This is a genomic window from Knoellia koreensis (assembly GCF_013041615.1).
Taxonomy (GTDB): Bacteria; Actinomycetota; Actinomycetes; order Actinomycetales; family Dermatophilaceae; genus Pedococcus; species Pedococcus koreensis.
This window is the reverse complement of sequence record NZ_JABEPQ010000001.1, coordinates 1,135,382-1,154,393: the sequence shown is the minus strand read 5'-3', so window position 1 is coordinate 1,154,393 and position 19,012 is coordinate 1,135,382. Positions and strand designations below refer to the sequence as shown.

The following is a 19,012-nucleotide window of genomic DNA, read 5'->3' as shown; positions in this document are numbered from 1 at the left end:
TCTGCGTGAGTGGTGGCTGTGGCCACCGTTGACGCAGACGCAACCACGCGGGCTCGGGCACGGTCAGTCGTCGAGGGCCTTGAGCAGGGCGATGTTGAACGAGACCTCGCCCTGGTCGCCACCTTCGGCGCCCCAGATGGCCTGCATCATGGTGTGCAGGTAGGTCCATCCGAGCGCCTCGTCCTCGTCGATGCCGGCCGCCTCGCAACAGATCGCCAGCCGCCTTCGCGCCCCGCGGCGCATGGCGGAGCCCGTGCCGAGCTCGTCGCGCCGGTTGCGCAGGAGCGGCTGGACCTCGAAGCCGGGGTGGCCCGCCATGGCGTGGGGGTCGATCGCCAGCCAGGGCGGCCGGTCGGTGCCGGACCGGCTGGCGAGGACGTTCTCGAAGTGCAGGTCGGTGTGCAGCAGCCGGGGTTTCGCGCCCGACGCGGTCAGGTCGCGCAGCAACCCCGTCGCCCGATCGGTCATGCGCCTGGGGAGAGCACCAGCCAGCGCATCCATGCGGGTGAGGACGCGTTCGACGTACTCGGGAACCGAGCGCAGCCCGGGTGGCGCGTCGACATGGAGCTGCGCCAACAGGCCCCCGATGACGGCGCAGGCGGTGTCGATGTCGACCGTCGTGAGGTCGCGGGAGGAGTCGAGGGCCTCCAGGAGCAGCACACTGCGGGACGGGTCGGCCGCTATGAGTTGCACGGCCGCCTTCCCGTCCCAGTGCCGCAGGGCAAGAGGCTCGTCACGCGCCTCGAGGTGTGGCCACGCCAGTTTGAGGGCAGCGCGTCCGTCGGCCCGCTCCACTGGCAGCACCAGGGCTGAGTAGCCGGTACGCCCGGGGCCGGTCGGCGTCAGCTCCCAGTCGTCGAGCACCCCGGCGAGCAACCGGGGTAGGTCGGCGGCCCACTGGGCACCCGACGGCCCGCCGACATTCCCCTCCTCGGCGGACCAGCGTCCGACGAACTCGGTGAAGGCGGCCGGCACCAGCGCCGCCGCGTCCTCCGTGCGCATCACTTCGGTGTCGTCAGGCCGGGGAACGGCGCCAGCGGGACACCCCACCGCGAGGCCAGCACCTCGGTGTCCGACAGCCACTGCACGAGCAGCCCGAGGGCGGGAACGTTGCCGCGGGCGCTGCCGAGGTCGCGGGCGATGGCGGCCCGCAGCTCGGTGAGGACCTGCACGGCGAGCTTGCGTGCAGCCGCCGGTGTGGTCACGGCGAAGGGCAGCGTGTAGGCCACCGCGGGCGGGTCCGCCGACGAGCCAGCCAGGACCTCCTGGTCGGAGGCGCGCGTCCGCAACGCGGTCAGCGTCGCCTGCGCCAACGTGCGCTGGGCCCCGGTCGGAGACTGTGCCGTCGCGACCTCCAAGCCGTACACGGCGGCGCGGGTGGTCGACAGGTAGCTCGCGGCAAGCGACGGCGCTGACAGGGCCTGGTCGGGCCAGGTGATCGCGTGCCCGAGCAGGGCCGCGGCGGCACCCCGTTGCCCCAGGACCGCGCCCACGAGGGGCACGGCGTCGGCGGGCAGCTGGGCCAGCGACGCAACCGCCGTGGGCCCGAGGTCGCTGGCCTCGGCGCCCGCCAGCGCGCTCTGGCCGGCCTTGCCGGTGGCCACGACGGGAGGACTCGACGCGCTCGGGGAGGCGGTGGCCGTCCCCGAGGTGGCTGTCGATGATGCGGTCGTGGACGTCCCGGTCGGGCTGGGTCGCTCCGCCTCGGCCAGCACCCGCTCGGGCACGCCGAGACGCGCCAGCTCGGCCCGCAGCACCGTCGCCTGGGTGTCGTGCAGGGCGACCAGCCGGGCCGGGACGCCGGTCGCCGGCCCGCCGACACTGCGCGCCCGCTGGGCCAGGGTGTCGCTGCGCCGCCACAGGGCCACGAGGAACCCCTCCCAGGCAAAGGGCTCACGTGTCGGTATGCCGGGCACGCGCGGTGCGTCGTCCTCAAGTCTGATCCCGCAGGCCGAAAGTCCCAGTGCCGCAACGGCGCTCGCGCCGAGGGCCAACGCGACCCGGCGCGAGAGGTGCGCGCGGTCGCGGTCGGGAGCGGGCGGCATACCCGCGATCATGTCACGCACGGGTCAGCCGCTCGTGCGGCCGGTCGGCGGCGTGGCTAGAGTGACGACGCAGGACAGTCGAGAACTTCAGAGAGGACGAGTCATGAGCGTCAAGGACCAGATTCGTCCCGTCGTCGAGCCACCGCTCGCGGCCCTGGGCCTGCTGGTCGAGGACGTCGCCGTCACCCCTGCGGGCAAGCGCCGCATGGTCCGCATCTGGATCGACCGGGTCGTCCCCGACGACGGTGACTCGACCACCTCCACGCCGCCGCTCAGCCTCGACGAGGTCGCCGACGCGACCCGCGTCGTGAGCGACGCGCTCGACGAGGCCGACACGATGGGCGAGCAGCCGTACACCCTCGAGGTCACCAGCCCCGGCCTGGACCGGCCCCTCACCGAGCCCCGCCACTTCCGCCGCAACGTCGGTCGGCTCGTCACCATCACCCCCACCGAGGGTGACAAGGTCACCGGACGCATCGTCCGGGCCGGCGCCGACGGGGTCACCCTCGAGGTGCCCGCCGCGAAGAAGACCCCCGCGCGCACGGTCGAGCTGCCGTATGCCGCGATCTCGCGGGCTGTGGTCGAGGTCGAGTTCTCGCGTCCCGACTCCGGTGCCGACGACGGTGCCGACGACACGTCGGGCGACGACACCACCGGCGGCGCGGCCGCCACCGAGGAGGAGTGACATGGACATCGACCTCGCTGCACTGCGGGCACTGGAACGGGAGCGGGACATCTCGCTCGACGTCCTTATCCCCGCCATCGAGCAGGCACTCCTCGTCGCCTACCACCGCACCGAGGGTGCGTACCGCAACGCGCGCGTCGAGCTCGACCGCAAGAGCGGTCACGTCATCGTGTGGGCGCGCGAGGAGCTCGAGCAGCCGGAGCCGGCAGAAGGAGAAGAGCGGCCGCCGCGCGAGTACGGCCCGGAGTTCGACGACACCCCGACCGGGTTCGGCCGGATCGCCGCCGCCACCGCGCGGCAGGTGATCGTGCAGCGGCTGCGCGACCTCGAGGACGAGGCGATCCTCGGCGACTTCAAGGGGCGCGAGGGCGACGTGGTCGCCGGCGTCATCCAGCAGAGCCCGGACCCGCGGCACGTCACCGTCGACTTCGGCACGGTCGAGGGCATCCTGCCGCTGGCCGAGCAGGTGCCGGGGGAGAAGTACGTGCACGGCGAGCGGCTGCGCACGTTCGTGGTCTCGGTGCGCCGTGGGCCCAAGGGCCCGCAGATCGGGCTGTCCCGCACCCACCCCAACCTCGTGCGCAAGCTCTTCGCCCTCGAGGTGCCCGAGATCGCCGACGGCACCGTCGAGATCGCGGCCCTGGCCCGTGAGGCCGGTCACCGCACCAAGATCGCCGTCCACTCCAAGGTGCCCGGTGTCAACGCCAAGGGCGCCTGCATCGGCCCGATGGGCGCCCGGGTGCGCGCGGTCATGACCGAGCTGCACGGCGAGAAGATCGACATCGTCGACTACTCCGAGGACCCCAAGGAGTTCGTGGCGGCCGCGCTGTCGCCGTCGCGGGTGGAGTCGGTGGAGATCGTCGACCCGCAGTTGCGGGCGGCCCGGGTGATCGTGCCCGACTACCAGCTGTCGCTCGCCATCGGCAAGGAGGGGCAGAACGCCCGGCTCGCCGCCAAGCTGACCGGCTGGCGGATCGACATCCGTCCCGACACGGCGGCTGGGGCGCCAGGTGCACCGGCCGCAGCGGGTGCACCGACCGCACCGGCAGCACCCGCGGACGCCGCCACCACTGGGGCAGATGAGGCTGCTGGGGCGACTGGTTCCAGTGGGGCGCCGGACACCGGTGACACGCCCGACTGACGGGAAGGGCTAGACTGGTGGGGACCGACCGGACTGGACTCCGGCCTTCGGCAGTGAGCACCACCCCCCGCACCACGCACGGGTCACCGACCCGCACGTGTGTGGGCTGCCGCAGGACGGATAGCTGGTCGGCACTCCTGCGAGTGGTCGCGGAGACGGACGACACCGGTGCCATCCGGTTGACCCCCGACCCACGGCACCGCCTGCCGGGGCGTGGCGCATGGCTGCACCCGACCGGCGACTGCCTCGACCAAGCCCTCCGACGCCGAGCTTTCGGGCGCGCGCTGCGCACCAGCACCGCCCCGGATCCGGCAGCGGTCACGGCATACGTCGAGGAACTGGCCACCCGACCGCTCGCCGCACCACCAGAAAAATGAACCGTCCGTAATAGAACCGAAGGCGGGTTTGACGCTGATGAGCACCCGATGAGTACTCAGCAATGAGCTCCCCCCAGCAGTAACGACGGTCCGCGCCTGTCCTGACGCGGACCAGGAACAGGAGAAACGTGGCAAAGGTCCGTGTAAGCGCGCTCGCCAAGGAGCTGGGCACCGACAGCAAGACGCTGATCGCCCACCTCCAGAGCATCGGCGAGTACGTCAAGACCGCCAGCTCGACGATCGAGGCACCGGTCGTCCGCAAGGCGACCGAGACATTCCCCGAGGAGCTGAAGAAGAAGGCTCCCGCCAAGAAGGCTGCGGCGAAGAAGACCGCGGCCAAGCCGGCCGACACCGCGGCGACGCCCGAGGTGACCGAGGTCCCGGCCTCTGCGCCGTCCTCGTCGACGCCGGCCAACCCGGCCGCGCCGTCCGCTGAGCCGGCAGCGCCGAAGCCGTCCGCGACCCCGGCCGCGCCGACCCCGGCCGCACCGGCGAGCCCGGCTCCCGCCGAGCCGCAGGCGCCGGCTGCAAAGTCGGCACCGGCACCGACGCCGGCGGCGCCCGCTCCGGCTGCCCCGGCCGCTCCGACCACCCCCGAGGCTCCGGCCGCGCCGGCCGCCCGCGAGGGTGTCCAGTCCTCCCGTGACGGTGGCAAGCAGGGACCCGGCACGGGTTCCTCGCCGCGCCCCGGCTCGGCCGGTCCGCGCCCCGCGGCGCCCGGCCCGCGTCCCGGCGGCTCCGCCGGTCCGCGCCCGGGCAACAACCCGTTCGCGTCCAGCCAGGGCATGGGCACCCAGCGTCCGCAGGGTCGCGAGGGCTCGCCCCGCCCGGGCAACAACCCCTTCGCGTCGAGCCAGGGTATGCCGCGGCCGCAGTCGCGTCCGGGGCCTCGCCCCGGTGGGTCGGCCGGTCCCGGTGGGCCCCGTCCCGGTGGTCCGCGTCCCAGCCCGGGCATGATGCCCGACCGTTCCGCGGTCGGTCGTCCCGGTGAGCGCCCGGCCCGCCCGGGTGGCGGCCGTGGTGGTCCCGGTGGCAACCGTGGCCCCGGTGGCGGTCCCGGTGGTGGTGGCGGCTTCGGCGGTCGCGGCGGCTTCGGTGGCCGTGGCGGCGGCGGTGGCCGCGGTCAGGCCGCCGGTGCGTTCGGTCGCGGTGGCGGCCGTCCGGTCCGCGGGCGCAAGTCCAAGCGGGCCAAGCGCCAGGAGTTCGAGCAGATGCAGGCTCCGTCGCTCGGCGGTGTCACGGTTCCCCGTGGTGACGGCTCGACCGTCGTGCGGGTGCGTCGTGGTTCCTCGCTGACCGACTTCGCCGACAAGATCAACGCCAACCCGGCATCGCTGGTGACCGTGCTGTTCCACCTCGGTGAGATGGCCACGGCCACCCAGTCGCTCGACGAGGACACCTTCAAGGTGCTCGGTGCCGAGCTCGGCTACGACATCCAGGTCGTGTCGCCGGAGGAGGAGGAGAAGGAGCTCTTCGACTCCTTCAACATCGACCTCGACACCGGCATCGAGGGTGAGGACGAGGACGACCTGCAGCCGCGGCCGCCGGTCGTGACCGTCGTCGGCCACGTCGACCACGGTAAGACCCGCCTCCTCGACGCCATCCGCAACGAGGACGTCGTGGCCGGTGAGGCCGGTGGCATCACCCAGCACATCGGTGCCTACCAGGTCCACCGGGAGCACGAGGGCGTCGACCGCGCGATCACCTTCATCGACACCCCGGGTCACGAGGCGTTCACCGCCATGCGTGCCCGTGGTGCCAAGGTGACCGACATCGCGATCCTCGTCGTCGCCGCCGACGACGGCGTGATGCCGCAGACCATCGAGGCGCTCAACCACATGCAGGCCGCTGACGTGCCGATCGTGGTGGCGGTCAACAAGATCGACGTCGAGGGTGCTGACCCGGCCAAGATCCGTGGCCAGCTGACGGAGTACAACCTCGTGGCCGAGGAGTACGGCGGCGACACCATGTTCGTCGACGTGTCGGCCAAGCAGGGCCAGAACATCGACACCCTGCTCGAGGCGGTCCTGCTGACGGCGGACGCCGCGCTCGACCTGCGCGCCAACCCCGACAAGGACGCCCGTGGCGTCGCGATCGAGGCCAACCTCGACCGTGGCCGTGGTGCGACCGCGACGGTGCTGGTGCAGTCCGGCACGCTGCGCGTTGGTGACGCGATCGTCACGGGTTCGGCCTACGGTCGTGTCCGCGCGATGCTCGACGAGCACGGCGCGAACGTCGAGGAGGCGCTGCCGTCGCGTCCGGTGCAGGTGCTCGGTCTGTCCTCGGTGCCGCGCGCTGGTGACACCTTCGTGGTGGCACCGGATGACCGCACCGCCCGTCAGATCGCCGAGAAGCGCGAAGCTGCCGACCGCCAGGCGTCCCTGGCCAAGGCCCGCAAGCGCATCTCGCTCGAGGACCTCAACGAGGCCCTGGCGGCTGGCAAGGTCGAGACCCTCAACCTCATCCTCAAGGGTGACGTGTCGGGTTCGGTCGAGGCACTCGAGGACGCGCTGCTGCAGATCGACGTCGGCGACGAGGTCGACCTGCGCATCATCGACCGCGGTGTCGGTGCGATCACGATGAACAACATCAACCTCGCGATGGCGTCCGACGCGATCATCATCGGCTACAACGTGCGGGCCGAGGGCCAGAACGCCGACTACGCCGAGCGTGAGGGCGTCGAGATCCGCTACTACTCGGTGATCTACAACGCCATCGAGGAGATCGAGTCCGCGCTCAAGGGCATGCTCAAGCCGGAGTTCGAGGAGGTGGAGCTCGGCACCGCCGAGATCCGCGAGATCTTCCGCTCGAGCAAGTTCGGCAACATCGCGGGTTCGATCGTCCGCAGCGGCGAGATCCGGCGTGGTGCCAAGGCGCGGATCACCCGCGACGGCGTGGTCGTGGCCGAGAACGTCGACATCGCCGGCCTGCGCCGGTTCAAGGACGACGTCACCGAGGTCCGTGAGGGCTTCGAGTGCGGCATCAACCTGGGGTCGTTCAACGACCTTCAGGTGGGCGACCTCATCGCGACCTACGAGATGCGCGAGAAGCCGCGCGACTGAGACGGTGAGGTATGCCGCGTGGCCAGCCACGCGGCATACCTCGCCTCTCGCGCCTGCGTGCGTCCGCGGTTCTGGTCGCTCTGGCAGCCAGAACCGCGGACGCAAATGCGTGGGGTATGCCGCGTGGCTTAGACGGGCCTGTATCGGAACTTCCGATGCGGGCCCGTCCGCGTCTGCCGCAGTTGAGTGCCTGAGACCCACCCCTGGGTCGTCGTCAGGCACTCAACTCGGCGAGTGGTGCAACCGCGGGGGCGTGATGTGACTCGTCCTTCCCGACAGGATGGAAAACGAGGAGGGGGGCACCGGTGGACGGACCCGGCACGCGTGACGAGCACGCGGCATACGTGCAAGCAGTGTTCGACCGCAGCTATCGGCGGCTGGTGGGGCAGGTCATCGGACTCACCCGCAGCCGGGCCGAGGCCGAGGACGTCGTGCAGGAGGCGTTCGTGCAGGCCGTGGCCCGGCGCGAGTTCGCCACGATGGACAAGCCCGAGGCGTGGCTGCTCACCGTCGCGCTCAACCAGGCACGGCGGCGCTGGCGGCGCGGACGGCACTTCCTGGGGCTGCTGCCCAAACTCACGGAACACCCGCAGCGTCACGACAGTGCCGTCGACCGGGTCGCGTTGCTGACCGCCCTGCGGGCGCTGCCCGCACCGCAGCGTGAGGCCATCGCGCTGCACCACCTCGCGGACCTGCCCGTCGCCGAGGTCGCCGAGCTGCTCGGCGTTCCTGAGGGCACGGTCAAAGCCCGCCTGTCGCGGGGCCGTGCGGCCCTGCTCCCGTTACTGGAAGAGACCTACGAGGACAGCCCGCAGGAGGCACGCCATGCCTGACCGACTCGATACCACCCTCGCCACCCTGCGCCGGGACGTGCAGGAGCAGACCACCGTCCCGGACTTCGCTGAGCTGGTCGCTCGCGCCAACCACCGTCGCCACGTGCGCGTAGGTGCAGCCGCCGGGGGAGCAGTTGCCGCAGCCGCTGCCACTGCGCTCGCCGTGTCGCTGTCCGGCATGGGGGGTGATGATCCGCGAAGCCTCAGCCCAGCGGCCTCTTCGACGAGCACGGCGCCCCCGACGGGCGCTACCAGCCGCGATTCAGCCGCGATGCCAGCGGACGCGCAGGCCGTCATCGACAGCAGTCCCATGCTCGACCTCGCGGTGAGCGCAGCCGGCCAGTTCTCCGTCTTCGGCCAGTGCACCGGCAACGACAAGGTCAGCTGCGCCTACGCGTGGCAGGTGGTCGACGCCGGCGGCAAGGTCCGGGGCGGGCTGGTGCCGGTCAGCGGCGCGCAGGTCGGGCCTGAGGCGACGGTTGTGACGGGGCAGGGCGCCGCCGACGACACCGCCGTCGTCACCGTCGATGGCGTCACACCCCTCATCGTGCGCGCCGACGGGACCGCCAAGCAGGCCACCGCCAGTGACGGCTCGATCCCGGCGTCCGCCAAGCACCAGGCTGTGGTGCTGGCCACCGGGTCGGCGCTCGTCGTCGACCTCGACAGTGCACGCTCCTACCGGATGCCGAAGCCCAACGGGCTCAGCCTCATGGCCGTCGCGTCCGGCACCCCGAACGGGGTCTTCGCGGAGGCGATGGACCTCGGCGACAAGTCGCGCACGTCGATCGTGTGGTCGCGCGACGGGGCCGCGTGGCAGCGTCGTGCCCTGGGGGGCGACAACGCCCAAGCGGGTCAGGCCATCTACGGGGCGCTCACCGGCCGCGGCGACCGGGTCGTCGCGTCGTGGTCGGCCAACCCCGCCGGGCAGCTGGACCGCACCGAGAACCAGCCGCTCGTGGTGACCACCGACGGAGGAACGACGTGGCGTGAGGTGACACTGCGCGGCATACCGGCCGACACCACCATCCGCGCGCTCGGGCTCACCGAGGACGGCACGCTCTTCGTTCTGGACACCGCGAACACGTTGTGGCGCACCGAGTCCAGCGACTGGACCGAGGCAGTTCGGGTGGCCGGAGTCGGCGAGGTGACCAGGCTTTTCGTCGGACCCGAGAGCGCCTACGCGATGCCAGGTCTCGTCGGCAAACCGGCTGCCTACGGCGTGACGCCTGAGGGTGACGTGACCCCCCTGGACTCCCGCCTGCTGCCCACGGACCCGGCACCAACTAAGGTGGGCAGGCCCGTGGACCAGAAGTAGCCGACATGCCCAGGAGGACCCCGTGGCCGACGCCGGACGAGCCCGCAGGATCGCCGACCGGATCAAGACCCTCGTCGCCGCGAACCTCGAGTCGATCGTCAAGGATCCCGACCTCGGCTTCGTCACCGTGACCGACGTCCGCGTCACTGGCGACCTGCAGCACGCGTCGATCTTCTACACCGTGTTCGGTGACGAGACCCAGCGCGAGCGCACCGCGGAGCTGCTGGAGAAGAACCGCGGCAAGCTGCGCTCGTTCGTCGGCAAGCAGCTGCAGATCCGGCTGACGCCGAGCCTGGAGTTCATCCCGGACGCACTTCCGGAGTCGGCGTCGCAGATCGAGGGCCTGCTCAAGGAGGCCAAGGAGCGCGATGCGGCGGTGGCCGCGAGCGCCGCCGGTGCCACGTATGCCGGGGAGTCCGACCCGTACCGCCACGACGACGACGAGGACGAGGACGACGAAGGAGCCGCGGCCGGCGACGAGGCTGACGAGCCGGATGCCCGCGGCTGACGGCCTCCTCGTCGTCGACAAGCCGGCCGGCTGGACCAGCCACGACGTGGTCGCCCGGTCGCGGCGGATCTGCGGCACCCGCAAGGTCGGTCACGCCGGCACCCTCGACCCGATGGCCACCGGCGTCCTGGTGCTCGGCATCGGCCGGGCGACCAAGCTGCTGACCTTCCTCGTCGGCACCGACAAGGACTACACGGCCACGATTCGGTTGGGGCAGAACACGATCACCGACGACGCCGACGGTGAAGTGACGGCCACGGCCGCCGCCGACCATCTCTCCGACGAGGCCGTCGCCGCGGCGGTCGCGGACCTCACCGGCGACATCGACCAGGTGCCGAGCTCGGTGTCGGCCATCAAGGTCAAGGGGCAGCGGTCCTACCACCGCGTGCGCACCGGCGAGGACGTCGACCTGCCCGCGCGCCCCGTCACGGTCAGCCGGTTCGAGGTGGTGGCGAGCCGGCCCGCGACGTCCGCGGACGGCATACCGCTGCTCGACCTCGACGTCGAGGTGACCGTCAGCTCGGGCACCTATGTGCGCGCGCTCGCGCGTGACCTCGGCGCCGCGCTCGGCGTCGGCGGCCACCTCACCGCGCTGCGGCGCACCCGGGTCGGGGCGTTCACCCTCGACGAGGCCCGCGACTTTGACCGGCTCACCGCCCTGGACGACCCCGAAGCCGTGCCGGTCATCGAGCTGCCCGACGCCGCCCGCGCCCAGTTCGCCCGTCACGAGCTGACCGACGCCGAGGCCACCGCGGTGGGCTATGGCCAGCGGATCGACTCGGCCCAGCCGCTGCGCACCGAACCCGTGGCGGCGTTCGCCCCCGACGGCCGGCTCGTGGCGATGCTGGATGAGTCCGCTCACAAAGCGCGGGCACACGTCGTCTTCGCCCCGTCGGGTTCGTAGAGTGTCCTCCGTGCATCGCTGGACCGACCCCGCCGAGACGCCCGCGCAGCTGCGGCCATGCGTCGCCACCTTCGGCAACTTCGACGGTGTCCACCAAGGCCACCGCGCCGTCCTGACCCGGCTCGTCGAGGAGGGCGCCGCGCGCGGCCTGCCGACGGTCGCCGTGACCTTCGAGCCGCACCCGGCCGAGATCTTCCACCCGGACACCGTGGAGCTCATCGCTCCCGGCCCGCTGCGCGACCAGCTGCTCGAGGAAACCGGCATCGACGGGTTGCTCGTGCTCGAGTTCACCCGCGAGTTCGCCGACCAGAGCGCGGAGGACTTCGTCGTGACGACCTTCGTCCAGACGCTCGGGGCGCAGGCGCTGGTCGTGGGCTCGGACACGCGTGGTTTCGGCAAGGGCTACACCGGCGACGTGGAGCTGCTGGCCGAGCTCGGGCAGCGGCACGGCTTCGACGTCATCGCCCTCGACGACCTCGGCGACTCCGAACGCTGGTCCTCCAGCGCGATCCGGCGCGACCTCACCTCCGGCGACGTCGCCGCCGCTGCCGGTGTCCTCGGCCGGCCGCACCGCATGACCGGCACCGTCGTGCACGGCGCCCACCGGGGGCGCGAGCTCGGCTACCCGACGGCCAACCTCGCGCCCGACTCGCTCGGCCTCGTGCCCGCAGACGGGGTGTATGCCGGGTGGCTGACGAGGCTGGACAAGCCGACCGACGACCCCGAGCGCACCCTGCCCGCCGCCATCTCGGTGGGCACCAACCCGACCTTCGACGGCACCGAGCGCACCGTCGAGGCCTACGTGCTCGACCGGACCGACCTCGACCTCTACGACGAGCACGTGAGCGTCGAGTTCGTCGAGCGCATCCGCCCGACGCTGCGGTTCGACTCGGTCGAGGAGCTGCTCGAGGCCATGGCTGCGGACGTGGAGAAGTGCCGGCAGGTCCTGGGCACGATCGTCCCGTCCTGAGCGGCCGCCCGCGCAGTGGTCACGGGGCCGCGATCTGGGCCCGGTCCGACTGGGGGCTCGTCGTCGCAGCCCTGGGTCTGTCGCTCGTCGGTGCCGTCCTCGTGTGGTCGGCGACCCGCCACGCCAGCGGCACGGCATACCTCGCCCGACACCTGCTCAACACGGCACTCGGGGTTGTGCTGGCCGCGGTGGTGACGCGGCTGGGGCACCAGACGCTGCGCGCGCTCGCCCCTGTGCTCTACCTCGCCTCGATCGTCGGTCTGGTCCTCGTCCTCACACCGGTCGGGTCGACCGTCAACGGGTCACACTCGTGGATCCTGCTGCCCGGCGGCTTCTCGGTGCAGCCGTCGGAGTTCGCCAAGGCGGCGCTGTGCGTCGGGCTGGCGGTGGTCCTCGGCGAGCGGCTCGACCGTGGCGCGCGGCCGGGGCGGCGCGAACTGGCGTTCACCGCGCTGGTGGCCGGTGTGCCGGTGGGGCTGATCCTGCTCCAGCCGGACCTCGGCTCGGCGCTCGTCCTGGGGGCGCTGGCGTTCGGAGTGGTGGCTGTCGCGGGGACGCCGAAAAGGTGGCTGGCTGCGCTGCTCGCGCTCGTCGCCGCCGGGGTGGTCGCCGCGTTGACGACGCCGGTGCTCAGTGGTTACCAGCGCGACCGGCTGACCGCGTTCCTCGACCCGAGCACCGACCCACAGGGCATCGGCTACCAGACGCGGCAGGTGCGGATCGCGATCGGGTCGGGCGGCTGGAGCGGGCAGGGTCTGTTCGAGGGGGCGCAGACGCAAGGTGGGCGAATTCCGTTCCAGCAGACCGACTTCATCTTCTCGGTGGCAGGGGAGGAGCTGGGGTTCATCGGGGCAGTGGGCATCCTGCTGCTGCTCGGTTTCATCGTGCTGCGGTCGGTGCTCGTGGCTGCGCGCGCCCGGGACGCGTTCGGCCGGCTCATGGCGGTCGGGGTCGCGGCGTGGCTGCTGTTCCAGGTCGTCGAGAACGTCGGCATGAACCTCGGGCTCACGCCGGTCACCGGACTGCCGCTGCCGTTCCTGTCCTACGGCGGCTCGTCGATGTTCGCGTGCTGGCTCGCGATCGGCCTCGTCAACAACGTCCACCTCGCCACCGTCACCGCGCGTCCCTGAGCCGACCCGCTCCCGCCCGGATCCTGGCCGACCCAACCGTTCGGTCACGTTTTGCGAGCTCGGCCCTCCCGGCTCCGCTCGTCTGGCACCATCGCGGAAACCCCCACGAGAGCCGAGGAAGGCCATGTCGACTCCCACCCTGGACCCCACCGCCTCCGCACAGGCGGAGAAGTTCGACCCCACCGTCATCGAGCGCCGCTCCGCCAGCGTCGGACAGCTCTTCCGTGACCGCGTCGCGCGCACGCCCGATACGGAGGCATTCCGGTATGCCGCGGGCGACGACTGGACGTCCGTCACCTGGGCGCAGGCGAAGGAGCGTGCCTACCGGCTCGCCGCAGGCCTCATCACCCTTGGCGTGGAGCCGGAGGACCGGGTCGCCATCGCGTCCTCGACCCGGTACGAGTGGGCGCTGGCCGACCTCGCTGTCATGTGCGCCGGCGGTGCCACGACGACCATCTACCCGACGACCATTGCGCCGGACGTGGCCTACATCCTGGCCAACTCAGCCAGCCGCGTCGTCTTCGCCGAGGACGACGACCAGGTCACGAAGCTGTGGGAGCGCAGGGTCGACCTGCCCGACATCGGCCACGTCATCGTCTTCGAGGGCGCAGCCGACGGCGAGTGGGTCCTGTCGCTGGCGGACCTCGAGCAGCGCGGTGCCGAGCTGCTCGCCACCAACCCCACCGCCGTCGACGACCGCATCGACACCCAGACGGCGGACCAGCTCGCGACGATCATCTACACCTCGGGCACGACCGGTCGCCCCAAGGGAGTTCGGTTGCAGCACAACGCCTGGACGTACCAGGCGGCGGCCACCGACGCGATCGGCATCCTCAGCCCCAAGGACCTTCAGTTCCTGTGGCTCCCGCTCGCGCACGTGTTCGGCAAGTTCCTGCTCACGCTGCCGCTCCAGGTCGGCTTCCCGACCGTCATCGACGGCCGCATCGACAAGATCGTCGACAACCTCGGTGTGGTGAAGCCGACCTTCATGGGAGCGGCTCCGCGGATCTTCGAGAAGGCCTATGCCCGCATCACGATGATGATGAAGGCCGAGGGCGGCCTCAAGGAGAAGCTGTTCCTGTGGTCGGTGAGCGTCGGCCGCGAGGTGGCCGAGATGCGCGCCCGCGGCGAGGAGCCGACGGGCATGCTGGCCAAGAAGATCGCGCTCGCCGACAAGCTGGTGCTGCACAAGGTGCGTGAGCGGTTCGGTGGCCGGATCCGGTTCTTCATCTCCGGCTCAGCTGCCCTCAACCAGGACATCGCGCACTGGTTCGACTCCATCGGGCTGCCCATCATCGAGGGCTACGGGCTCACCGAGACCAGTGCCGCGTCTTTCGTCAACCGCCCTGGTGCCAACCGGATCGGCACCGTCGGCTGGGCGCTGCCCGGCACCGAGGCGAAGATCGCCGAGGACGGCGAGGTGCTGCTGCGCGGCCCCGGTGTCATGGAGGGCTACCACGACAAGCCGGAGGAGACCGCCGAGACCAAGGACGCCGAGGGCTGGCTGCGCACCGGCGACATCGGCGAGCTCGACGACCGCGGCTACCTCAAGATCACCGACCGCAAGAAGGACTTCTTCAAGACCTCCGGCGGCAAGTACGTCGCACCGTCGCTCATCGAGTCGACCTTCAAGGGCCTGTGCCCGTACGTCAGCCAGTTCGTCGTCTACGGCGCCGAGCACAACTTCGTCACGGCGCTGGTCACCCTCGACGCCGACGCCATCAAGGACTGGGCCGACACACGTGGCATCACCGGCGACTACGCCACGATCGTGCGGTCCGACCAGACCCGCGAGATGGTGCAGAACTACATCGACACCCTCAACGTCAACCTCAACCGCTGGGAGCAGATCAAGAAGTTCGTCATCCTCGACCACGACCTCACCGTCGAGGACGGCGAGCTCACCCCGAGCCTCAAGCTGCGCCGCAAGGCGGTCAGCGAGAAGTACCGGGACCAGCTCGACGCGCTCTACGACGGCTGAGGGAGCCGCCCGTCACCAGCCGAAATCGGGTGCAGCACAACGGGTCTCAGTCCACCACCAAGGGCACGAACCGGTACCACCCGTGCTCCTCGACCACCGGTTCGGCGCCACCGGCGGGCCGGGTCACGCGCAGCATCCGACCGGCGACGGGGACGACGAGTATGCCGCCGTCCCCCAGCTGGGCGACCAGCTCGCCGGGGAGCTCGGTCGCCTGCGCCGACACCAGGACACGGTCGTAGGGCGCACCCTCCGGTGACCCGAGCGTGCCGGGCCGCGCGAGCGCGACCGTGGCCCACGGCATACCTGCGGCCCTGAGGTTGTCGGCGCCGAAGGCGACGAGCTCGGGCACCCGCTCGACGCCGACCACGCGACCCTGCGACCCCACGAGGTGGGCGAGCAGCGCGGTCGTCCAGGCCGATCCGCTGCCGACGTCGAGGACGTGGTGACCGGGGCGGGCGTCGAGGAGCTCAAGCATCTGCCGCACGGTCGTGGGCTGGCTGTTGGTCTGGTCATGACCGATGGGAAGCGGTGCGTCACGTCGGGCGTAGCCCCGCTGGGCCGCGGGGAGGAAGTCTTGGCGCGGCACCGCCCTGATGGCTGCCGCGACCCGGTCCGCAGCTCCGGCCACGACGCCAGTATGCCGCCGACCGCACCGCTGGTGGGCGGATGCCCTCGCGCAACGATGCAGCGCGCGTTCAGCCTGCGCTCAGCCTCCGGGCTGACGATGGCAGGTGAACCGAGTCGCCACCGTGGCGGCCCGGTGACCGGAGGTGCTTGGTGCCCCTGCTCGGCTGGCCCTTGGTGCTCACCCTGTCGGTGGTCACCCTGGTGACGATGGTGGTGACGCTCGTGGCGTGGCCGCGGGTCAGGGGCGGGCGCCCGTTGCGGGTGGCGCAACGTGTCGGGCTGCTCCTGGTCACCCAGGTGGCGACGGTGCTGCTGGTCGCCGCCGGCCTGAACAACTACGGGTACTTCTTCGGGTCCTGGTCCGACCTCGTGGGCCAGACGTCGTCAGGTGCACCCGATCCGGCCACGATCTCGCGTGCCCTAGGTGTGAAGCCCGACAGCTCAGGGACCGACCACGGCAGGACCGGCGTCGCTCCGTCCCAGACGCAGAGCGCCGTGGCCCATGCGACCCAGTCCCAGTGGTCGACCCCCGCGCAGTGGTCCACGAAGGGCCGGGTGCAGGCGGTGACGATCGCGGGGGCGCACAGCGGCATGTCCGAGGAGGCGCTGGTCTACCTGCCGCCGCAGTACTTCCAGCCCGCCTACCGCCACACGCGGTTCCCGGGGGTTGAGGTGCTGACCGGGTACCCCGGGATGACGACTGCCCTGGTCGAGCGGATGCACTACCCGTCGATCCTGCTGTCCGAGATGGCGCATCATCGGGCCAAGCCGATGGTGCTGGTCATGATGCGTCCCACCATCGCGCCGCCGCGGGACACCGAGTGCACCGACGTGCCCGCCGGCCCGCTCGCGCTGACCTACTTCGCCGAGGACGTGCCACGCGCGGTCGCCTCCGACCTGCGCGTCAACGCCACCGGCTGGGGCGCGATGGGTGACTCGACCGGCGGCTACTGCGCCACCAAGCTGGCCATGACCCATTCGAGCGTCTTCACCAGCGCCGTCTCCCTGTCCGGGTACTACCACACGCTTCGCGACGGGACGACCGGCGACCTCTGGGGCGGATCGCCGCAGGTGCGTCACCTCAACGACCTCGAGTGGCTGCTTCAGCACCAGCCCGCGCCGCCGGTGTCGGTCTACGCCAGCATCGGCACCAACGAGCTGGGGCACAACGGGATCGTCGACACCCGCAGGTTCGCGAGCCTGGTGCGACCGCCCATGTCGGTGCAGGTGGTCACCGTGGCCGGTGGCGGCCACAACTTCCGTGACTGGTCACGGGTGGTGCCGGCCGGCCTGGACTTCCTAGCGCGACGCCTGGCCTGACCTCAGGGGGTCGCCGCGAGCAGGGTGCGCGCGATCAGCGCGTGCCCGGCCGCGTCGGGATGGTCGCCGTCGTCGGCGAGCAGGGGAGTGGGGTTCTTGGACCCGTCGTCGCCGAGGAACGGCTGGCGCAGGTCGACGCACGTGTCACCGGCCCGCATCGCCGCGGCGCAGATCGCGGCGTTGGCGCGCAGGGTGACCGCGTCGCTCCAGTCGGCGAACCCGTCGCCGTGCCGCACGTCGGCGACGTCGCCGTCCTCGAACACGTTCCAGTAGTCGGTCACCAGCACCGGGGTCCCGGGCCGCACCAGCTGGCCGACGCGGGCGAGGGCCTGGTCCACCGTGGCCCCCATGGTCGCCACGCTCGGCGCCATGCACGATACGGCGCAACCCGAGTCCTTCCACCGCGAGACGAGCGGCACCAGGTCGTTGGCGCCGATGGTGATGACGACCTCGCCGGCGGCGGCCACCCGGGCGGCCACGTCGGGTTGGTGCAGCTGCTCGATGAGCTGGGGCGTCGTGATGCCCGACTGGCCGAGGTTCACCGCGTGCACGGTGCGGTGGTCACGCCCACCCAGCGCCGCGGCATACGTGACGATGAACGGGTCGCAGTCGCAGTTCATGCCGGACATGACCGAGTCGCCGAGTCCCACGACTGTGGTGGGCCCCACGGCTCGGGTCGTCGACGAGGCGCTCGGGGAGGAGCCGGCCGTCGTGGTCGTGGGGGTGCGCGTCGACGTGTCCGCCCCGCTGGTCGTGCCGGGTGGGCGTGCCGAGCACCCGGTGAGGAGGGTCGCCGCGGCGAGCCCACACGCGAGCCGGGTCGGCCAGCGGCGCGGCACGGTCAGGTGTGGTGCGGTGTCGCGGTCGAGGCGCGGTTCGCTGCGTGCGAGGGCGGCGGCCCGTCGGGGCCCGAGCCGATGGCGTGCGTGGCGCCGGCAAGGGCGAGCAACAAGCCCAGGCCGGCGATGAGACGGATCGAGGACTGGCGCACGGCGCAGACGGTATGCCGCGTGGCTGGGTGTTGCCTGAACGTGCGGCCGGGTGGCCGGCGGGCGGCCGTCCTCCGACGACCGGGCCCGTCGGCCACGTCTGCGGCGCCGGAGGGCTCAGCCGCCGTCGATGATGCGCTCGGCGACGGACACGGCCCGGTCGATGGGGACGGCGAACCCGATGCCGATCGAGCCCGAGCTGCGCCCGCCGAGGGTCGCGATGGCGGTGTTGACGCCGACCACCTGGCCGTCGAGGTTGACGAGCGGGCCGCCGGAGTTGCCGGGGTTGATCGAGGCGTCGGTCTGGATCACCGACTGCGCAGCCTGCCCGCCGAGCCGTGCCTCCCGGTCGACCGCGCTGACGATGCCGCTGGTGACGGTGCCGCTCAGGCCGAGCGGTGACCCAACCGCGATGACGGGCTGGCCGATCGCGAGCGAGGACGACTGGCCGATGCGCGCAGGGGTGAGGACCGAGGGATCCGAAACCCGAAGCACCGCAATGTCGTTCGCCGCGTTGCTGCCGACAACGGTCGCCGACACGGTGCGCCCCGTCGAGAGCTGGAGGCGCACGGTGCTGGCGCCGTCGATGACGTGGTGGTTGGTCAGCACGTGCCCCTGGTCGTCGAGAACGAAGCCCGACCCGCTGGCGCTGCCGGCCCGCACCTGGACCACGCTGGGCATGATCGCCTCGGCGGCGGCCTGTTCTGTGCCGGCGGCCGCCGCGGGAGCGCGTCCGCTCGGAGGCTCCTGGGCGATGTTCGTTCCACCGGTGGAGGTGGCGCCCGGTTCGAGCCACCAGGCGGTGCCTGCTCCCGCCAGCCCGCCGGCCAGGACCGCGGTCAGCAGCACGGTGGGTATGCCGCGTCGTCCCCTGCGCGCGGACCGGACCCGGCCGGGAGGCACAGGGAGGGGTCCGGCCGGGTCCGGGGTCGGTGGCGGCTCCGGCGCGGGGGCCGGGGCGAGGGACATGACGGGCTGTGTCGGCTCAGGGGACGGCTCGGTGGGCTCCTGGTCATGGCGACGGACGAAGTCCGGTCCGGCGGGCACGCCGAGCCCTGGCCAGGTGGGGCGGGTGGGTGTCTGGGTCATCGTCGTCTCCGTGAGGTGGTCGGGGTGTCGGGTCTC

General features: G+C 71.7%; 18 protein-coding genes. 12 read left to right on the top strand and 6 right to left on the bottom strand.

Translation table 11 applies throughout. The annotated features are described in order from the left end of the window. Positions 1-63: 63 nt before the first annotated feature. A complete protein-coding gene (locus tag HJG52_RS05620; protein WP_171242500.1) occupies positions 64-1,002 on the bottom strand; it encodes an aminoglycoside phosphotransferase family protein in 939 nt (312 codons plus the stop codon). After that, a complete protein-coding gene (locus HJG52_RS05615) occupies positions 1,002-2,057 on the bottom strand; it encodes a DUF4439 domain-containing protein (RefSeq protein ID WP_240977648.1) in 1,056 nt (351 codons plus the stop codon). The genes HJG52_RS05620 and HJG52_RS05615 overlap by 1 nt, the downstream gene beginning before the upstream one ends. A 91-nt stretch (positions 2,058-2,148) precedes the next feature. On the opposite strand from HJG52_RS05615, the gene rimP reads away from it, so the two are divergent. The 11 genes from rimP to HJG52_RS05560 all read left to right on the top strand — a co-directional run bounded on the left by rimP (position 2,149) and on the right by HJG52_RS05560 (position 14,951). Beyond that, the gene (rimP, locus tag HJG52_RS05610; RefSeq protein WP_171242498.1) at positions 2,149-2,730 is read left to right on the top strand and encodes a ribosome maturation factor RimP; all 582 of its coding nucleotides are present in this window, start codon (positions 2,149-2,151) and stop codon (positions 2,728-2,730) included. A 1-nt stretch (position 2,731) separates the two neighbouring features. Further along, complete coding sequence (gene nusA, locus HJG52_RS05605) at positions 2,732-3,871, top strand: transcription termination factor NusA (RefSeq protein ID WP_171242497.1); 1,140 nt, start codon at positions 2,732-2,734, stop codon at positions 3,869-3,871. A gap of 17 nt (positions 3,872-3,888) precedes the next feature. After that, positions 3,889-4,248: a YlxR family protein gene (locus HJG52_RS05600; protein ID WP_430413327.1), complete on the top strand. Its 360-nt coding sequence runs from the start codon at positions 3,889-3,891 to the stop codon at positions 4,246-4,248. A gap of 128 nt (positions 4,249-4,376) precedes the next feature. Then, positions 4,377-7,310, top strand: coding sequence for a translation initiation factor IF-2 (gene infB, locus HJG52_RS05595; protein WP_171242495.1), 2,934 nt, complete (start codon positions 4,377-4,379; stop codon positions 7,308-7,310). Between the two features lie 305 nt (positions 7,311-7,615). Beyond that, positions 7,616-8,143, top strand: coding sequence for an RNA polymerase sigma factor (locus HJG52_RS05590; protein WP_346767581.1), 528 nt, complete (start codon positions 7,616-7,618; stop codon positions 8,141-8,143). Beyond that, a complete protein-coding gene (locus HJG52_RS05585; RefSeq protein ID WP_171242494.1) occupies positions 8,136-9,458 on the top strand; it encodes a hypothetical protein in 1,323 nt (440 codons plus the stop codon). The genes HJG52_RS05590 and HJG52_RS05585 overlap by 8 nt, the downstream gene beginning before the upstream one ends. A 22-nt stretch (positions 9,459-9,480) precedes the next feature. After that, positions 9,481-9,966: a 30S ribosome-binding factor RbfA gene (gene rbfA / locus HJG52_RS05580; protein WP_171242493.1), complete on the top strand. Its 486-nt coding sequence runs from the start codon at positions 9,481-9,483 to the stop codon at positions 9,964-9,966. Continuing rightward, entirely contained in the window at positions 9,953-10,870 is a 918-nt protein-coding gene (truB, locus tag HJG52_RS05575) for a tRNA pseudouridine(55) synthase TruB (protein WP_171242492.1), read from the top strand. Before rbfA ends, truB begins: the two co-directional genes overlap by 14 nt. A gap of 10 nt (positions 10,871-10,880) precedes the next feature. After that, a complete protein-coding gene (locus HJG52_RS05570) occupies positions 10,881-11,840 on the top strand; it encodes a bifunctional riboflavin kinase/FAD synthetase (protein ID WP_346767580.1) in 960 nt (319 codons plus the stop codon). Further along, a complete protein-coding gene (gene rodA, locus HJG52_RS05565) occupies positions 11,804-12,970 on the top strand; it encodes a rod shape-determining protein RodA (protein ID WP_171242490.1) in 1,167 nt (388 codons plus the stop codon). The genes HJG52_RS05570 and rodA overlap by 37 nt, the downstream gene beginning before the upstream one ends. Before the next feature lie 124 nt (positions 12,971-13,094). Continuing rightward, entirely contained in the window at positions 13,095-14,951 is a 1,857-nt protein-coding gene (locus HJG52_RS05560; protein ID WP_171242489.1) for an AMP-dependent synthetase/ligase, read from the top strand. Positions 14,952-14,997: 46 nt separating this feature from the next. Here HJG52_RS05560 and HJG52_RS05555 read toward each other — a convergent pair whose 3' ends face one another. Then, a complete protein-coding gene (locus HJG52_RS05555; RefSeq protein ID WP_171242488.1) occupies positions 14,998-15,579 on the bottom strand; it encodes a methyltransferase domain-containing protein in 582 nt (193 codons plus the stop codon). A gap of 149 nt (positions 15,580-15,728) precedes the next feature. On the opposite strand from HJG52_RS05555, the gene HJG52_RS05550 reads away from it, so the two are divergent. Next, the gene (locus HJG52_RS05550; RefSeq protein ID WP_171242487.1) at positions 15,729-16,898 is read left to right on the top strand and encodes an alpha/beta hydrolase-fold protein; all 1,170 of its coding nucleotides are present in this window, start codon (positions 15,729-15,731) and stop codon (positions 16,896-16,898) included. A gap of 2 nt (positions 16,899-16,900) precedes the next feature. Here HJG52_RS05550 and HJG52_RS05545 read toward each other — a convergent pair whose 3' ends face one another. From HJG52_RS05545 to HJG52_RS05535, 3 genes are all read right to left on the bottom strand, one after another. Continuing rightward, positions 16,901-17,737, bottom strand: coding sequence for a GDSL-type esterase/lipase family protein (locus HJG52_RS05545; RefSeq protein WP_171242486.1), 837 nt, complete (start codon positions 17,735-17,737; stop codon positions 16,901-16,903). A 2-nt stretch (positions 17,738-17,739) separates the two neighbouring features. Next, the gene (locus HJG52_RS05540; RefSeq protein ID WP_171242485.1) at positions 17,740-17,889 is read right to left on the bottom strand and encodes a hypothetical protein; all 150 of its coding nucleotides are present in this window, start codon (positions 17,887-17,889) and stop codon (positions 17,740-17,742) included. A 115-nt stretch (positions 17,890-18,004) separates the two neighbouring features. Continuing rightward, complete coding sequence (locus HJG52_RS05535) at positions 18,005-18,976, bottom strand: S1C family serine protease (protein WP_206069928.1); 972 nt, start codon at positions 18,974-18,976, stop codon at positions 18,005-18,007. Between the last annotated feature and the right edge of the window lie 36 nt (positions 18,977-19,012).